Here is an 18,582-nt window from a genome sequence, read left to right on the forward strand (position 1 = left end):
GCCCCTCGAACAAGCACTCGTCCAAGACCAGAGAGATACGCCTTGCGTCCAGCTTCGATTGCCTGTCCAAATGCAGATGCCATCATGGGGATATTCCCCGCTGTGGCAAGAGCCGTATTTGCCATAATTGCCGCAGCACCCATCTCCATCGCCTCACATGCCTGAGAAGGTCTGCCAATGCCAGCGTCGACAATAATGGGTAGGTCAATTTCATCAATTAAAATCTGAATGAATTCTTTTGTTGCAAGACCCTTATTTGAGCCAATGGGTGACCCCAAGGGCATAATGGAAGCAGCCCCGGCATTCGCCAAATCTCTAGCCACATTTAAATCTGGATACATATAAGGCATAACCACAAATCCTTCATTTGCAAGAATTTCTGTAGCCTTGATGGTTTCTTGATTGTCTGGCATGAGATATTTGGAGTCTCGCATAATTTCAATTTTTACAAAATTTCCGCAACCCAGCTCTCTTGCAAGTCTTGCAATACGCACTGCTTCCTGGGCATTTCTGGCGCCCGAGGTATTGGGCAATAACGTTACCCCTTCTGGGATGTAATCCATAATATTTTCTTGCTCTTTCGTATTTGCACGGCGAACAGCTAGGGTAATTATTTCTGCCCCGGCATCTCTTACAGCCGCTTCGATTAAATTAAGAGAATACTTGCCTGACCCTAGGATGAATCGGGAACGAAACTCTTTCCCTCCAATGTTCCATTTTTCCTTTGATTGCATAATATATACCTTCTTTCTCAATTTTTAAGCTTCAAATTTTCCCCCTAGAATACGAAGAACCATATGTGCCTGATGTGCGGCGCATATCATAACGCGGGAGGAAAAAAGACCAATCTGATCAGCCACATCGCTGACTTCATCTCCGCAGAGATAGAAACGGTTTGTGATCTTTCTTGTATGAATGACATTTGCTGAATCAAGCCCAGCCATTCCGGAAGCGGCAATCAGATATTTCTCTGGCATCTTTTCCAACACACCATTGACCAACAAAGCTTTTGCTTCGGCCACATCAAAGGCTTCGCATATGATATCTGCCTCCTGCAATAGCTCCTGAAAATTACTTTCGTCTATTTTTTGAGTAAAGATTGTGCTTTCAATATATGGCGAAATTTCCTTTAGATTTTCTGCAAGAGCTTGGGTTTTGAAACACTGGATTTGAGATGCCTTATATTGCTGGCGGTGAAGGTTGGTAATATCCACTTTATCAAAATCAATCAAAATCAGCTTTCCCACCCCTGCACGGGCAAGAGATACTGCAATATTAGAACCAAGGCCTCCAAGCCCACAGATTGCAACAGTAGCTTTTGCAAATTGATCCTGCAATAGCTTCCCATTGCGATTGTCAAGTGCCTGCCGCATTTCATCCTTTGTTGGAATACGATTCATTTCAACCCCCTCCCACAAAACTAACAACTTCAATCACATCACCCTTTTTTAACTCAACTTCGCCATAACTCCCTTTAGGAACGATTTCTCCGTTTCTTTCAACGGCAATCCGTTTGGAATCATAGGTAGTTGTAGACAAATACTCTGCCAAAGTCTTTCCTACAACTTCATGGGGTGTTCCATTGATTTTTACCATGACTTAAAACCTCCTTAATAAATTAAAAATGGGAAGTTACCTGATTGGCAACTTCCCATAAAAATTTAAACTCAGTCGTCCCTACGTTGGCATTATCCAAATCAGGTTAATGGGTCGAAGGTCATACCTTCCTCTCAGCCTGTTTGGGTATATACACCCTCAAGCTCCCCTTTATTTAATTGTTAATCACAATAATACTACGATATATGGCATTACGCAAGAAAAAATCGAAAAATATTAATCTTTTATGATAATTTCTGATGGGAGATATGACCGCATTTAATCTGTTTCTTCTTATATACCGGCACTATGAATTAAAGAAACAGACGTTGGTGTGCCTAACAATTTCATAAAAAAATAGTGTTTTATCACAAGCTTCTTTTGCATGATATAGACTCATGATTTCCAAAACTAACAACGCAAAGCAGTGAAACTGGATAATATTCCCTTTCTTTTCAAATTAAGTAGTAGTATACTTATGGGATGATTTAGTTCACCTTAGGTGATTTAATTAGATAGAATAAAGTAAAAAGAAAGAAGGAGAAAAATGAAGGAAGGTTGGTTTACAATAGACAAAATCGATAACCGTACTTACATTATCAGTGAATATCGGCACTGGGAGGAAACACACTGCTACCTGTTAAACGGAGAAAACCGCAGTTTACTCATTGACACCGGGCTTGGTATTTCCAATATTTATGAAGTGGTAAAACAGTTGACAGATAAACCTATAACGGCAATTGCAACACATATCCATTGGGATCATATCGGTGGACACAAATATTTCCCGGATTTTTATGCCCACGAGGAAGAACTCCCCTGGTTGAGGGGTGGATTTCCTTTAACCATGGACACAATACGAGAAATGGTCTTAGATCGTTGTGATCCCCCTGAAGGATATGACGTGGGTACTTATGAATTTTTTCAAGGTGAACCAACAAAAGTTTTATATGGTAATGAAGTGATAGACCTGGGAGGAAGAACCATCGAAATCATTCATACGCCGGGGCATTCACCCGGACATTTGTGTTTTTTTGAAGCGGCAAAAGGCTATCTTTTCACAGGGGATTTAATTTATAAGGACACCTTGTTTGCTTACTATCCCTCCACAGATCCTGTTGCCTATCTTTGTTCTCTAGAAACCGTCTCAAGCCTTTCTGTTAAAAAGGTGTTTCCCGCACATCATTCATTGGACATTGAGCCTGAAATTATTATTCGTATGAGAGATGCTTTGAGAAAGTTAAAGGCAGAGGGAATGCTACACCACGGGAGTGGAACATTTGATTACGGGGACTGGGCAATCTGGTTGTAGTATGTATCATAAATTTTAAGCAGAGAGCCATCGCTCTCTGCTTATTTATTTACTCTCTATTTTGTTAAAAGAATTTTTTGCCATGGTGAACGTCAAACCTTAAACACTAAATATTTAATCAATATCCAAGTGTTACAGTGGCACCCTTACAGCGACGCTGTAAATTCACCAATGCGTTTTAACCCTTCACGAATTGTCCTTTCATCAGTAGCATAGGAAAGACGGATATAACCCTCTCCCCCTTCACCAAAACCTACGCCGGGTACTACCACCGTATGTTTTTCATGCAGCAAGCGGAGGGCAAATTCACGGGCAGAAAGCCCTGTTTTAGAAATATTGGCAAATGCATAAAAAGCACCTTTCGGCGGTAAACAACTAATTTTTTCAATGGCATTTAGCCCATTCACCATTAATTCCCTCCTGCTTTTATAATGTGCTTTCATCTGCTCCACTTCATCCTGATTTCCCTTTAGCGCAGCAACACCACCCCACTGCATCCCTTCGTTCACAGAGGAGAGTACGTTCTCCAGCAATTTTGTCATTGTCAATATGACTTCTTTTGGCGCCGCCCCATAGCCCAAGCGGAAGCCTGTCATCGCATATTTTTTAGAGAAACCATCCACAATGACGGTACGTTCTTTCATTCCCGGAAAAGCCGCAATGCTACAATATGGTTCATCATCCCATAATAAAGCGTGATAGATTTCATCTGTCAAAATGTAAAGATCTTTCTCTTTTGCCAGCTCTGCAATCTTCCGCAAATTTTCAGCACTTGCCACACTTCCTGTAGGATTAGATGGAGAATTCAACAGAATTACTTTCGTTTTAGAGGTGATTGCTTTACGTAAATCCTCCACATCATACATAAATTGGTTTTCCTCATAAATCTTTACGGGAACAGGAACAGCCCCAACCTGCAATATAAGCCCTTTATAGTTTGCCCACCCAGGGTCTGGGAGCAGCACTTCATCCCCTGCATCCAGTATTGCCATACAAGCCAAGCAAAGCACACTGATGGCACCAGCACCAATCAGTATCTCATCTGAATCATACTGCAAGCCACGGTTTTGATAGCTTTCTGCCACAGCCAACCGCAACGCCGGAATACCGGCATTGGGGGTATAATGGGTCTCTCCCCGCTGAAAAGAGTCCATAACAGCATCAACCACATGTTTAGGAGGCGGAAAATCCGGTTCTCCCAAAGCAAAGCTTACCACATCCTCTAATTCCCCTTGCAAGGCAAACATTTCACGGATAACCGAATGGGGAAGTTTTTTACTTTTCTCTGAAACAAAAGACATACCATACCACCCTTTCTGTTCATAAAGTTCATTACTACACAGAAAAATAAGGAACTATACTTATTTCTGAATCCCCGTGATATTTTTTGCCATTTGCTTTTTCCCTTGAATGTCTCCCTGACGGGCAATCATAATTCTTTGTGCTTGGGGCGAACCTGCACCATGCAGGGATTCCGTGCGATAGCCCACTGCATCTGCACCCAAACAGATATTTTCTAGGAAACGAAGCACCCGCTGGCGGTTTTCAGCAGGAATCCCCTCTTTCCCTGAAAAGTATTTTCGGCAGATATGGGAGATTGTTTCCCCCTGACTCCCAACCTGAAGCTCAGATTCAAAATCAACCTGGGAAGGCATGGTAACCATAAGTCCTCCTGCAATATCCTCCGCTAAACGAGCAATTTCATAGGGAAAGCGTGTAACGTTTTGTTTACAAACATTAGCAAGAAGCAGATCAATCTGATAATTTCCTGCTTTTGTTTCACATCCCTCACAGGAGCAGGCAACACCGCAGGAATACATGGTTTCATTCAGGTGTATCATTTCAATCAGCTTATCCTTGACTGCGCTGGCTTTTTCCACCCCATGATACTCTGCTGCCAAAGCAGCTGCTCCGATGATTACATCCCCTACCCCCGTCTTACATCCTCCATAGCTCTGGCGATGATATCCGGCAAAACGTTCCACCATCATGCCTGCAAATGCATACTCACCATTCATGAAAATATATTCATTGGGTATAAAAACATGATCCAACACCACCAAGGCTTCCTGACCACCAAACTTCTCATTACCCACATCAATGCTGCACCCTTCCAACTTCCTTGTGTCACAGCTCTGCCGCCCATATACCATATAAACGCCTTCTGCATCGGAGGGACAGGCAAAGGAGACTGCCCAGTCTCTATCTGCCTCTCCCATTGCCATGGTAGGCATAATAAGCTGCCAATGGCTGTTGACTGCCCCTGTTTGGTGGCACTTTGCTCCGCAAACAACAATGCCATTTTCCCTTCTCTCCACCACACGAACAAACATATCCGGATCAGCCTGTTCATGGGGCGCCTTACTACGGTCTCCCTTAGGGTCCGTCATAGCACCATCCACCATCAAGTCATTATCTTGAACATAAATCAAAAAATTTTTGAAGTTTTCATGGTAATGCGTGCCGCTCGCTTCATCTATTTCAAATGTAGTGGAATAGACCGCATTAAATGCATCCATACCCACACAACGTTGGAAGCAGCTTGCTGTTTTCTGTCCCAACAGCCGCTGCATCTTCACTTTTTTCACCAAATCTTCCGCCGATTGGTGAAGATGAGTAAAGCGATTGATCTTCCTTCCCGTAAGATTGCTGGTAGCTGTCATCAAATCCTCATACTCAGAATTCTGTGCCAAGGCATATGTCATCGCAGCACAACGGATAGAGGGACTAATAAGCGGATGATCCACCCAATTCTCAACTTTTTCTCCTCGCAGATAGACGCGGGTTTTCATTCGGCGTAAACTATCAAAATAATCCTTTCCTGTCATCAGTGCCATGCTAATTCCTCCTTATCTTCTCCTGCTTCCTTATATCTTCTTTCCACCTCATTGTTCCTGTTGCGATAAATCACGATAGCGGGCATAGCGTTCCTTTGCATCCAGTTCCGCTTTGGCGTACAAGGCCTCAGCCTTTTCAGGGAAAGACAATGCCAAGGATGCAAATCTGTTTTCACCCAACAAAAACTTTTTGAATTCCTCGGTGGGCTCCTTAGAATCTAGGACAAAAGGATTTTTCCCTTCTGCCCTCCGCTGTGGGTTATAGCGATACAAGTGCCAATACCCTGCTTCTACTGCTTTCTTTTCTTCTAGTTGACTTAATCCCATGCTAGTTTTCATGCCATGCTCAATACAAGGGCAATAGCAAATCACCATAGACGGCCCATGGTATGCCTCGGCTTCACGAATCGCCCGCAAGGTTTGCTCCGGGTCTGCCCCCATTGCAACCTGAGCCACATAAACATACCCATAACTCATTGCCATCATGCCCAAGTCCTTCTTTCTGGTCCTTTTTCCCCCAGCAGAGAACTTAGCAATAGCACCCGCCGCCGTTGCCTTTGAGGACTGCCCCCCAGTATTGGAATATACCTCCGTATCCAATACCAAGATATTAATATCCTCGCCGGAAGCCAATACATGATCCAAACCACCAAAACCAATGTCGTAAGCCCATCCATCACCACCAAAAGCCCACACGCTCTTTCTTGACAAATACTCTTTATTTTGCCGAATGAATGCGGCCTCCTGACTGTTGTCCTTTTCAATGGCATCCAAAAGAGCATCGCTGACCCTTCGAGATTCCTCAGGCTGCTCACCTTTTTCTATGTACAGTTTGCATGGCTCCCCCAAGGTTTCCTTAGCAGATAATATCTCAATTTTTTCTTGAAGTTGGCGTTTAATCGCATTTTGCCCCAACAGATAGCCATAAGCATATTCTGCATTATCTTCAAACAATGACATCGCCCATGTAGGACCAAAACCTCGTTTGTCGGTACAATAAGGAGAAGATGGGGTGGAACCGCCATAAGCAGAGGAACAACCTGAAGCATTTGTGATATACATATGGTCACCAAAAAGTTGTGTGACCAACTTAATATAAGGTGTTTCTCCACAACCTGCGCATGCCCCTGAAAATTCAAAATAAGGCTTTGCAAACTGAGAAGATTTCACATTTTTAGCACTCACAGCATCCTGTTTCACTTCCACCTTTTCTGTCCCAAATAGCCAATTCTCCGACTCTTTGAGTTGACTTTCCAAGCTCTCCATAACCAGTGCCTTTTCTTTTGCCGGACAAACATGAACGCAACTACCGCAACCTGTACAGTCATAGGGAGATACTTGGATGCGGAAATGATATTTATCAAGCCCAGCACCTACCGCCCCCTTCGTAACAAATCCCGTTGGTGCCACTTGCCTCTCTTCTTCATCCAGCAAGAATGGGCGAATTGCACTATGGGGACAAACCAAGGAACAACGATTACATTGCACACAAGCATCTATATTCCATGCAGGAACCGCCGTAGCAATTCCTCGTTTCTCATATTTCGTGGTACCAGCAGGCCAAGTTCCATCCTCCAAGCCGTACTTTTTAATCAAAGAAACCGGAATGGCGTCTCCTTCCTGACGATTCATAGGCGCTGCCACTTCACGGATAAAATCCTTTGTTTCTTCCATGACTACGCTGTCCTGAGCTGTCATCCAATGTTCAGGAATTTCCACTTCTCGTAGTTCTTTTACGCCATATTCAATGGAAGCATAATTCTGGTCTACCACGTCCTGCCCCTTTTTTATGTAATAGGTATTATAAATGGCATTTCGCATTTCTACTTCTGCCTGTTCCATAGGAATGATGTTTGCCAACCGGAAAAAAGCGGACTGTAAAATGGTATTTGTCCTGCTTCCCAATCCCAATCTTTGGGCAATTTCAATGGCATTGATGGTGTAAAACCTTGCTTTCTTAGTTGCCAAGGCCCGCTTCATGCCTCCAGGGAGATTTTCCTCCAGACCTTTCTCGTCCCAAGTACAGTTCAGCAGAAACGTGCCCCCTTCTTTTAAGTCCTTTATCATTTCATATTTATGTACATAGGATGGCGTATGGCATGCCACGAAATCTGCATTGTTCACTAAATATGGGGAACGAATGGGCGTCTTCCCAAAACGCAAATGAGACTGTGTCAGCCCCCCTGACTTTTTAGAGTCATATACAAAATATGCCTGGCAATGTAAATCCGTTGTATTACCAATGATTTTAATGGAGTTTTTATTTGCGCCCACAGTTCCATCAGAGCCTAATCCCCAGATTTTTACGTTGGTCTGCCCTGGCGATGCAACCTCAATTTCTTCTGCAACCGGCAGAGAGGTGTAGGTTACATCATCTTCAATACCAATGGTAAAATTATTTTGGGGAACATCTTGTTTTAAGTTTTCAAACACCGATACCAGCTGAGCCGGCGTAGTGTCTTTGGAACTGAGTCCATAGCGTCCGCCCACAATTTCCATGGGAATACCCTTTTGCTGGTAAACCACACAGATATCTTGATACAGTGGCTCTCCTGTAGCTCCTGGTTCCTTGGTGCGGTCTAAAACTGCCATTCTTTTAGCAGTGGCAGGCACCGCTGATAAAAAATGCGCTGGAGAAAATGGGCGATACAGATGCACAATCACAACACCAACCTTCTCTCCACGAGAAACTAGATAGTCCACCGTCTCCTTTGCTGTCTCCCCTGCAGAACCCATCAAAACTATAACCAATTCCGCATCCTTAGCGCCATAATAATCAAAAAGATGATATTCGCGGCCTGTTATTTTTTTAATCTCGTCCATATAGTGCTCCACAGCATTGGGTATCTCCATAATCTTTTCGTTGCAAGCCTCCCTACACTGGAAAAAGATATCTGGGTTTACCGTTGTTCCCCTTGTAGCAGGATGCTCTGGATTAAGGGAGTTCTTTCGAAACGCCTCAATTGCATTCCAATCTACTAACGGCCGCAGCATTTCATAATCCAGTGCCTCTATTTTTTGAATTTCATGGGAGGTTCTAAAACCATCAAAAAAATGCAGTACTGGCATGCGGCAATGAATGGCCGTCAAATGCGAAACTGCCCCCAAATCCATGACCTCTTGGGGTGAAGAAGAAGCAATCATGGCAAAACCTGTACTCCTTACCCCCATTACATCCGAATGATCTCCAAAAATGGAAAGGGCATGGGTAGAAACCGTTCGAGCCGAAACATGGAATACCCCCGGCAGCATTTCCCCTGCAATTTTATACATATTAGGGATCATCAATAGCAGCCCTTGAGACGCCGTATAAGTCGTTGTTAGTGCTCCCGATTGCAATGAGCCATGCACAGTGCCAGCTGCACCACCTTCCGACTGCATTTCCACAACTTGTACCGGTTGACCAAACAAATTTTTCTCTCCATTTGCCGACCACTCATCCACATGCTCCGCCATGGAAGAAGATGGTGTGATAGGATAAATCCCTGCCACTTCTGTAAAAGCGTAAGAAATATAAGCCGCCGCCTGATTTCCATCCATTAATTTGAATTTCTTTTGCATAGACAGTTCCTCCTTTGAATTACTGAAATTGCATGTAATTTATATAATTGCATGCAATCAATATATGTTACATTCAATTATATTCCGAATACTTATTTCGTCAATAGAGAAAATTTTTTTCGGCAAAGGTACCAATTTTTTCTCTTGTCCTTTATGCAATAAAACGAAATGCACCCTAACCCGATTTCATTGACACTGATAAGATAATAACTTATAATTATAAATCAAAAGATTATCCGAAAAGCAGAAGAGAGCAGGTGTTGTTGATGCAGTCTCAAAAAGAGTTTGCTTATGAACAAATCAAAAATATGATTTTCCACATGGAACTTTTGCCAGGTGCACGCATTTCGGAGCTGCAAATTGCAAAAAAACTTTCTATCAGCAGAACCCCTGTTCATGATGCCCTGCGGTATCTAGAAGCAGAAGGTCTTGTTACCATCGAGGCGAATCGAGGAGCATCAGTGAAATCCTTTTCTGACGAAGAAGTTCAGGAAATCGGTGTAGTTCGTCTTTCTTTAGATATACTGAGTATACAGCTAGCGGCATACTATGGAAGTGCTGCAGACTTTGATCAATTAAATGAGTTAGCAGACATATGTGAAGGGATTGCTGCCAAGGGTGATATTTACGGGCGTATCCAGACCGATTGCGAATTCCATCTCGCAATCACAAAAATATCAAATAATTCCCTTTTGATTCGGCAACAGCATGCCTTGTATCAGCAGATCCACTTAATCCAGATTTCAAAATATACTGACATCGCCCATAGCCTTTTGCAGATTCACCATCATAAACCCATTGTGGCTGCAATCCGAACGGGAAATATCGAAGAAGCGACTGCTTTGCTTTGTCAACACTATAAGAATTTCCATCAAATCAATCCATATCTATTAAAATGTAATGGTTATACCGCTGAATAAGACAACCTTTATTAGTTCTAGATTATTTTTTCCATCTTAAAATGCAGGATTAAAGAAGAAAACAAGGGTTGGAGAGCAATCTTCCCCAACCCAATAACCACCCCTTATCAATCTGGCAACTAACCTACGTATGTCACCTCCGCTCCCCTATCTATCTGCCTCCAAAGGAAACGATTTTTTCTTTAATAGCCCCCCTTATTCTTGCAAATTTATTTTTTCACCTTTATGCAGACGCAAATTCTTCTATTTCCTGTATGCTTGTTGATTAGCCTAATTCCACGGACTCTCACTTAAAGATGACTTGTTACCCACAGAAAAAGGCTTTGTTCTCTAAATTATGAACAAAGCCTTTTTTGAATTTACATCTATTATTTCTTTTTTTCTCGCCTCTTGGCAATCAGGGCATAGGCACAAGGAATGACAATCATAGTTAGAACTGTGGAGAGCATCATTCCAAATATGACTGACGTAGCCATTGGTGCCCACAACGGCCCTCCGGAAATCATCAGTGGAAGAAGGGAGAAAACCGTTGTAATCATTCCAATCATAATGGGACGCATACGTGTTTCACATGCCTGCACAATAGCCTCCTGAAAATGATTAGCCCTAGGAAGGAGCACCTTGATATAATCCAAAAGGACGATACCATTATTTACAACAACTCCCATTAGGCTGATTGCACCAAGCAGAGCCATAAATCCGATGGGATAGTTCATCACCTTTAGCCCCCAGATAATCCCGATCAATGATAGCGGGATGGTACCCATGATTATCAGCGGTTCCAAAAGATCACCAAATTGGAATACCAATATGATATAGATGAGAATAACAGCAATAATTGCAGGCAATGTCATAGAAGAAAATGCATCTTTGCTGTTTTCGCTTTCACCGCCGTATTCCAATGTATAACCATCGGGAAGATTCAATCCTTCCATGCTCTTTTCCACATTTTCCATCACCGCCGTAGTATTATAACCTTCCTCCACATAGCTGCCAATGGTAATTGTTCTCTGGCTATTTCTACGAATAATTTGATTTAATGAGGATTGGGTTTCTATGGTAGCAATCTGGGTTAGGGGAACATTTTTTCCTGTTACCTGAGATGTCAGGAAAATGGTATTTAGTATTTCTCTGCTTGTTTTATCCTTATCTGATATTTTGGCAATCACAGGAAGAGAGTCTTTCTCCAAATCCTTCTGTTTCATTTTCACAATTTCCAAGCCATTTACAGCCATTCTTACTGTACTGGCAACATCATAGTTGGTGATTCCTACGAGGTTTGCCTTTTCCTCATTTACATTAACATTTAGACGATAGCTATTGTCTCCATAATTATCTTCCACATTTCTGGTACCGGGTACAGTGCGGCACCGCTCCTCAATGTCAACTGCAAGACTTCTCAATTTTTCAATATCATCACCGGATATTCTTACTTGAATGGGATAGGTTAAAGGCAGACTGATTTCTAAATATTTCAGGGTCGTACTAATTCCCGGAACTTGTTGAAGAATTTTCTTTTCTACAGCCGCAGCCTCTGAGCGTGTTCCATTAATCAGAAATTGTGCTTTATTGGTAGCCTGCTGTTCTGGCTCAAAAGTAACATAATATTTCATAAAACCGTCTCCAACAGTACTTGAAAAGGATTCTACAGATTTTTCATTCTCAAGCACCTGGGCAACCTTTCTGCATTGTGACTGGGTCTTTTCCAGGGTGCTGCCATCCTGGGTTGTTATATTCAGCACATATTGATCTCGCTCCACCGGTGGAAAAAGCTGCACCGATAACGTGGGTATGATAAGCGAAGATGCCACAAGCAGTGCAACAAAAAACAACAGCACCCTTCCTGGCCTCTTTAATGAAAAATTCAATACCTGACCATAAAGCACTTTTCCCTTCTCAAAAAATGTTTTTAAACGCAATTGTTCCATTATTTTTTGTTTCCAAACAGCAATGATTGAGCGTTTAGTATTGCCAGGCTTATCATCAGTTGAATGCTTATAAAGCAAATGTCCCAGAGCTGGAACAATAGTCAATGAAGTAAGGTAGGAACCAGCCAAGGCCACACTAACCAATATGGGGAGGGTTTTGACAAATTTACCTGCATCACCGTTCATCATCGCCAATGGAAGAAAAGACGCAACCGTTGTCAGAGATGAGGTTAAAATAGGAATGCTTACCTCCTTTACGCCATTAATACAGGAGTCTTTCAACGACTCTCCCTTAGCCAGATAAACGTGTATGTTATCGTTGGCAACGATTCCGTTGGCAACCATTAAGCTTAGGGAAATCATCAGAGATGCAACTGCCACCTGATGAAGGGGAATTCTGGTCAGATACATATAGCCAAAAACAAGAATACAGATAATCGGAATGGGAATGGATACAACAGCCGCTGACCGCAACCCCATGGATATCAAAACAACTACGAATACTAAAAGAATTCCTTCTATCAGATTATCTGAAAACATATCAATGGAATTCTTAACAAAGCTTGCCTGATTGTTTAACTCTGTCAGTTTCATTCCAGCATACAGCTTCGTTTTTTCAAACTTCTGGATGTTATCTTGGAGGCGTTTTTCCACATTTAATATATTGATTCCATCTGCATACTTAACCCCGATAAGCACCCCTTGTTTACCATTCACATAGACCTGCCTTTCAGGCTTCATCGCTGTCTGATAAACCTCAGCCACATTTTTCAAATAAACAGGAGTCCCGGCATCCGTTGAAACGGAAACAATGGTATTCTTAATTTCCTCCATAGATTGATATTCTCCAGAAACCTGAATGGGAATTTTCATTCCTGAAAGCTCAAGATTTCCGCCGGGAATATTAATGTTACGAGCTGTAAGTTGAGCCGCCACTGTAGCAGGAGCAATTCCATACTGTTGAAGCTTTGACATATTTAAGGCAATTTCTATTTGCTGTTTTTCATCCCCCATGATATCTACAGCTTTCACATCTGTATCCCTAGAAAGCATATTTTTCATCTGTTTTGCCACATCAGCTATCTCCTGATTGGTGTTATCATCTCCGGAGAGCCCAATAATGAGCCCATAGGAACTGGAAAAATCCGTCTTGATAACTGGAGCCTCTGCATCAGAAGGCAACTCAGGCTTAATTTCATCAATCTTTTCCCGCAGTTTATCCCACTTTTTATTAATCTCATTGTCGCTCATATCTTTCAATGTAATCTGAATTACCCCAGCTGAATCTACGGAATAGCTTTCCAGTTTCTTAATTCCAGCTATTGTGTCAATCTTGTCTTCCATGGGTTTCACAATTAGCTTTTCTATATCCTCAGGGCTTGCACCGGGATAAATACAGGTAACAGAGGCAACGGGGCTGGTTACCTCAGGATTTTCCTGCCGCTCCATTACAATGAAGGCGTATATGCCAAGTACCATAAAAAGTCCGGTGAGCAGCGCAAGAATGCCCTTATGCTTAACACTCCATGAAATCATGGCTTAACCTCCTCTGCAATTTGAACAGCATCTCCATCGTATAATAAAAATTGTCCTTCTATCACAATTTCTTCTCCAAACTCCAATCCTGAAAGAATTTCAATGGAGCTTCCACAAATTTCTCCCGTTGTCACCAACTTTCTCTTAACGGTTTTGCTCACGGAATCGTACACAAAAACAGCTGAACCATCGGCCCTTTGTAACACACTATCTAATGGAATCAGAACTGCCTTTTGCGAACCAGTATGAATTGTAACATTAGCTATCATTCCTGGCTTTAATAACCCCTCGGGATTCTTAACGTTTATTTTCACAGTAAATGTACGGGTATTGCTGTCTGCCAATGCACCGATTTCAGAAACGCTTCCTTGGAATGCAGTTTTTATGCCATACACCGAAACTTCGGCTTGCTGCCCTTGCTTCATTTCATTAATTCGTTCATCTGGAACACCAACTTCTATGTAAACTTCATCTGTTCGACCAATAATCACAACTGGATATCCCGCCGCTACTGTTTCCCCTTCATTCATAACCTTTTTTAATATCACACCATTCATAGGACTGTCCATTAAAGTGTCCGTCAAGTCCTTGACTGCTTTATCTGCGGCCACAATTGCCTGATCTTTTTGTGCTGCCGCAGCCTCCATCTGTGCCTCAGCCATATTTTTCCCTTCCAATGCCTGTTGATATGTCTCAGCATCCGCCGCCAGCTTTGCTGATATTTCATCAAGATCACTTTGAGACACTACTTGTGCATCACATAAGCTTTTTACTCTGTCATAGGTTTTTTGAGTGAGCTCCAATTGTGCCTTTGCCTGCGCAATTTTCGAGGGTACATCTGTATTCGCTTGTAGTTTAACAGTGGAATACTGGGCATCAGCGGCCCGAACCTGAGCCTGGGCAGCCCGAACCTGTAACGAATAATCATCCATGGAAAGTTCAGCCACCTTCTGCCCCAATTTCACCGAATCACCCTCTCTCACATATACTCCTTTCAATTTCCCATCAAGTTTAAATGAAAGATTTGCAGTTTCAATTGGAACTACACTGCCACTTAGATTTAATGTATCTGTATAAGCCGCTTCACCCACGGTTGCAACGGCAACCTTTCTTCCTTCCCCTTGGTCTTGCTCTTTTCCATCGTTGCAGGCTGTAAATAGCACTGCACATAAAACGGGCACCACCCATATGGATTTTCTCATTCTCTGAATCATTGCACTTCTCCTTTATTATTTTTGTCTCTCTGTTTTCAAAAGTATTTTGTTTACACTTGTTGAATTGCATGATATTATTTTTTGTATGAAAAATCAAGAAACAAACTTTGCAAAGTGTAGCTTAAACTACACTTTTCTAAAAAGTGTAGAATGGAGAATTGAATATGGATGAACAGACAGTCGATTTGCGTATGCAAAGAACCTATAAACTTCTCAGCGAAGCCCTTTATGAATTAACCCTAAAGCAACCCTTTGAAGAAATCTCTGTGACGGATATTTGTAAAAAGGCTATGGTGCACCGCACCACATTTTATAAGCATTTTCAAGATAAATATCAATTGTTGGAGACAATGTTTTCAGAAGAACAGCGTAAATTTAGTGAAATACATATTATAGAAGGAGAGACAGAACAAGAATACTATGGGCGTGTCTTGCGGCAAATGTTTGAATATGTAAAAAACAACAAAGTGTTTTTCGTGCAGAGTGTCTCTCATATTAAAAATGACTTTATGACAGTTCTTCTACAGGATACTGTTCGCACCTATCTTACTCGGTGTTTTCGTATGGATGAAACACGTTTAGGTATCCCCAGTGCAATTCCCATTCCCATTATGTCCGAGTACTATACAGGTGCCGCCATTGCATTGGTTATGTGGTGGCTACAAAACGGTATGGAAATTTCCATAGAACAAATAGTGGAATATATTAGTTTGATGATTGTTTGGTAATTTTAATTCTGCATTTGTTTGAAGATTGGTAATGGAAAAGGAGTATTCACATACGAATACTCCTTAATAATATATATCTCTTAAATTTACGTTTCAGAAAATCAGAATTAAATCCATTAAGAACACTGGGGGCCTAGTTAGAAATTTAATCTTTTTTAAATAAATCCCCGCCTTTTTCTCACAAGATTTTCATCCAAAACACTGCATATTAGAGATCTATGTAAGTTTAGATATTTACTATGATAATTCCTTTTAGTCCTCTAAATTCTTATACACAAACCAATCAGACAAACTATAGATCCCTCTTTCCTTGTCCAATTTCGGATCATCATTTTCGCCTCTATGGAATAAAACCTTATCACCGATAATTTCATTATGCGGCCAATTTGCAGGCGAAAAAACCTTCTTGATTGATGCTAATTTAAGTGCTTTCACCGTTCTCAATATTTCATCAATATTTCTTCCAATCTCTTTGGGGTATTCTAACATAGTTCTTACTTTTCCATTATGATCCACAATAATGACTGCTCTGACTGCGGCTGTATCATCTTCATTTGGATGAATTAAGCCAAGGGTTTCAGCTACTTTTCTTTTCTCATCATCTATAATTGGAAATTCTATTTGAACATAAATATTTTCTTTAATCCATTGAATCCATTTTTCATGGGATTCTAAATTGTCCACACTCAATCCAATCAATTCAACGCCTAAATCGTTAAACTGTTTTTTTCTTTTTTGGAACGCAACAAATTCAGTGGTACAAACAGGTGTGAAATCTGCGGGATGGCTAAATAATACAAACCATTTGCCTTGATAATCATTTGGTAAGTGTACTGTTCCCTTTGTTGTTTCTACTGTTATATCTGGAAATTTGTCTCTAAGTGATAATTTCATAAAATTCCTCCTTAAAAATAGTATCTCTTCTATAAAAATTATACACCATATCCAATAAAATACAATTGATATTTACGAAAGAAGGTATTTCGTGTAGCTTAGATACTTGATCTTTCCGCACCTTAACTTATTTGGTAGTTTGATTTTAATAATTTGATTGAAAATTATATAAAAAAAGAGCCTTTTCACCTTTATAAAGACGCAAAGCTCTTAGTTTCAATTCAGTAATATACTAAGCATTTAATTAATTATTGATTTAATAAAATTTTATCCAAAAGAAACGCTTTTCCCTGTTTTTTGTCGCCCATTCTTCTAGGATTAATTGGGATCTACCAAAACCACTATGAAATATATAGTATAGGCATAGAACCTAATCTCTGAGAAAGCTTTTCACGCAAAAAAGATTCTGCTTCCCCCCGGATATCATTTCGATAACAATATTTACCACGCCCACGGCCCGTCATGATTTCCCGATCATAAAGCTGAATCGCATTGGGGAAAGCCTCTGTATTGATAGCGTTTTGTACAAAGCTGTATGTCATTAAAATGATTTCTATAAAGCCATTTTGTAATACTTTTTGGCTCAATTCATCTGAAAGACGATCTATCAGTTGGCCGTATAGCTGCTTCCAATTGGGAAGCAGTATTACAGGAGCAATCAACATCCCCACGGGATATCCCGCCTCTGCCATGTCGTTCAGCGCTCGAATCCTTGCCGACAGGGGAGAGGTACCAAACTCTACCTGTTTTATGATTTCCTCAGGATTCACGCTCATACGAAATATCGTCTTTTGGCGGTGATCAAGGTCTAGCAATGGTTGAACCATGTCAAATTTTGAAGGAAAAGTCAGCTTGCCTCTACCCTCTCGTCCAAAACGTTGGATTGTATAGAGCAAATTATCCGTTATTGTGTTTTCTAACAACAAGTCACTGTTACTGCCAATTTCAAACGTTTGAGGCACATCAGCTGCCGCATCCTTTTTCAGCAGTCTATCAAGCATTTGCTCACGATTAACAAAAAGTCGTAGATAAGCACATTTATTATAATTGCATACAAGATAGCAATATAAACACATCGCCCTGCACCCAGAGGATGTGTAGGGAACCAACCAGTCAGAAACCTTATGATTTGGTACATATCGATGAGTTTTTCTAATTCCAATTATTAAATGATTTTTTAATTTGGGAAAATCTCGGTTTTCTGCTGAGGTCATTTCCATTATACGATTATGATTTTCTATCTCTCTCCAAGGTAAACTTTCATATTTTTGCTGCAACATCTGCCCCAGCTGATAATTAAGAGCACCCGGCTCATAATATACCGCATCAAAAGCCATATCCATGCAGACCACCTCCTAACGGTTATAGTTTGCCGAAAGCACTGAAAAATATTCCGTTAAGAGCCTACATAAAAATATTCCTTAATTAAAACCCATTGCCGGTTACTAAGAATAGTATTTTCCGGTAATTTCGGCTATATCTATTTGAATAACCGCCGTGCCCTTAACCATGGGAGCAGGGAGTTCCTTGCCCGATAAATGAGGTGTATATTTTTCCACTACTTTTTTCAAAATATTTGCTTTTACTTGAATATCCTCCACAAGTTGTGCTTTTCCGGAAATAATAATACTCTCATATTTTGTATTAGTGTCACATGGTTTCTCATTAGGATCCAGTAGCAATTTATCCATTTCATAAACAGAAAATCCTATTCGTTGATCATGGGTAATATTGTCAAGCTTTTTTCCTTTTGGAAGTCCATGGGCATATATTTTATTGTTATAATAAATAAAATGGATTGGTGTAACATATGGTGTTCCATCCAGATTTATTGTTGCCAAGTTCCCAGTTTGTGATCGCTCCAGTAATTTTGTTATTTGCTCTTCAGATAACGGATGTGTCTTCATTCTATATTGCATAAAATCCTCTCCTTAACCTTGTTTTTTTACTTATTGTACCATGAAAACCCTTGGGTTTTAAGACTTGGGGTTTGATTAATATAAAACGTAGCTAAATAGAGGTTTTTTTCAATATGGCTGATACTTTATCTTCCCAT

The 18,582-nt window shown here is 41.0% G+C and carries 13 protein-coding genes, 1 pseudogene and 1 riboswitch; of the genes and pseudogenes, 3 read left to right on the forward strand and 11 right to left on the reverse strand.

Annotated features, from left to right (window positions below):
- The 3 genes and pseudogenes from RTK36_RS08580 to thiS all read right to left on the reverse strand — a co-directional run.
- Window positions 1–734, reverse strand: a pseudogene (locus RTK36_RS08580) (thiazole synthase); the annotation flags it as partial.
- Window positions 735–758: 24 nt separating this feature from the next.
- On the reverse strand, window positions 759–1,400 hold the full coding sequence (gene thiF, locus RTK36_RS08585; protein WP_312046233.1) for a thiamine biosynthesis protein ThiF: 642 nt from the start codon (window positions 1,398–1,400) through the stop codon (window positions 759–761).
- A gap of 1 nt (window position 1,401) precedes the next feature.
- Window positions 1,402–1,596: a sulfur carrier protein ThiS gene (gene thiS / locus RTK36_RS08590; RefSeq protein ID WP_312046235.1), complete on the reverse strand. Its 195-nt coding sequence runs from the start codon at window positions 1,594–1,596 to the stop codon at window positions 1,402–1,404.
- Between the two features lie 61 nt (window positions 1,597–1,657).
- A riboswitch (TPP riboswitch) is annotated at window positions 1,658–1,777 on the reverse strand.
- Between the two features lie 366 nt (window positions 1,778–2,143).
- On the opposite strand from thiS, the gene RTK36_RS08595 reads away from it, so the two are divergent.
- The gene (locus RTK36_RS08595; protein WP_312046237.1) at window positions 2,144–2,908 is read left to right on the forward strand and encodes an MBL fold metallo-hydrolase; all 765 of its coding nucleotides are present in this window, start codon (window positions 2,144–2,146) and stop codon (window positions 2,906–2,908) included.
- 146 nt (window positions 2,909–3,054) lie between these two features.
- Here the strand turns inward: RTK36_RS08595 and RTK36_RS08600 are convergent, their stop codons facing one another.
- From RTK36_RS08600 to nifJ, 3 genes are read right to left on the reverse strand one after another with little or no spacing between them, the layout of a single operon-like run.
- On the reverse strand, window positions 3,055–4,209 hold the full coding sequence (locus RTK36_RS08600; protein WP_312046239.1) for a pyridoxal phosphate-dependent aminotransferase: 1,155 nt from the start codon (window positions 4,207–4,209) through the stop codon (window positions 3,055–3,057).
- Window positions 4,210–4,269: 60 nt separating this feature from the next.
- A complete protein-coding gene (locus tag RTK36_RS08605) occupies window positions 4,270–5,745 on the reverse strand; it encodes a 4-hydroxyphenylacetate 3-hydroxylase family protein (protein ID WP_312046241.1) in 1,476 nt (491 codons plus the stop codon).
- 48 nt (window positions 5,746–5,793) lie between these two features.
- Complete coding sequence (gene nifJ / locus RTK36_RS08610; RefSeq protein ID WP_312046243.1) at window positions 5,794–9,306, reverse strand: pyruvate:ferredoxin (flavodoxin) oxidoreductase; 3,513 nt, start codon at window positions 9,304–9,306, stop codon at window positions 5,794–5,796.
- A 266-nt stretch (window positions 9,307–9,572) separates the two neighbouring features.
- Here nifJ and RTK36_RS08615 point away from each other — a divergent pair, with 266 nt between their 5' ends.
- Entirely contained in the window at window positions 9,573–10,226 is a 654-nt protein-coding gene (locus RTK36_RS08615) for a GntR family transcriptional regulator (RefSeq protein WP_312046245.1), read from the forward strand.
- A 368-nt stretch (window positions 10,227–10,594) separates the two neighbouring features.
- Here the strand turns inward: RTK36_RS08615 and RTK36_RS08620 are convergent, their stop codons facing one another.
- Complete coding sequence (locus RTK36_RS08620) at window positions 10,595–13,690, reverse strand: efflux RND transporter permease subunit (RefSeq protein ID WP_312046247.1); 3,096 nt, start codon at window positions 13,688–13,690, stop codon at window positions 10,595–10,597.
- A complete protein-coding gene (locus RTK36_RS08625) occupies window positions 13,687–14,904 on the reverse strand; it encodes an efflux RND transporter periplasmic adaptor subunit (RefSeq protein ID WP_312046249.1) in 1,218 nt (405 codons plus the stop codon). Before RTK36_RS08625 ends, RTK36_RS08620 begins: the two co-directional genes overlap by 4 nt.
- Before the next feature lie 164 nt (window positions 14,905–15,068).
- On the opposite strand from RTK36_RS08625, the gene RTK36_RS08630 reads away from it, so the two are divergent.
- On the forward strand, window positions 15,069–15,632 hold the full coding sequence (locus RTK36_RS08630) for a TetR/AcrR family transcriptional regulator C-terminal domain-containing protein (protein ID WP_312046251.1): 564 nt from the start codon (window positions 15,069–15,071) through the stop codon (window positions 15,630–15,632).
- A gap of 252 nt (window positions 15,633–15,884) precedes the next feature.
- Here RTK36_RS08630 and RTK36_RS08635 read toward each other — a convergent pair whose 3' ends face one another.
- The 3 genes from RTK36_RS08635 to RTK36_RS08645 form a co-directional block, all read right to left on the reverse strand.
- The gene (locus RTK36_RS08635) at window positions 15,885–16,526 is read right to left on the reverse strand and encodes a peroxiredoxin (RefSeq protein ID WP_312046253.1); all 642 of its coding nucleotides are present in this window, start codon (window positions 16,524–16,526) and stop codon (window positions 15,885–15,887) included.
- Window positions 16,527–16,867: 341 nt separating this feature from the next.
- On the reverse strand, window positions 16,868–17,863 hold the full coding sequence (locus tag RTK36_RS08640; RefSeq protein WP_312046259.1) for an SPL family radical SAM protein: 996 nt from the start codon (window positions 17,861–17,863) through the stop codon (window positions 16,868–16,870).
- A gap of 108 nt (window positions 17,864–17,971) precedes the next feature.
- Window positions 17,972–18,445, reverse strand: a complete 474-nt coding sequence (locus RTK36_RS08645) for a pyridoxamine 5'-phosphate oxidase family protein (protein ID WP_312046255.1) — start codon at window positions 18,443–18,445, stop codon at window positions 17,972–17,974.
- Window positions 18,446–18,582: the final 137 nt, after the last annotated feature.

Source organism: Anaerotignum sp., from assembly GCF_031981185.1.
GTDB lineage: Bacteria > Bacillota > Clostridia > Lachnospirales > Anaerotignaceae > Chakrabartyella.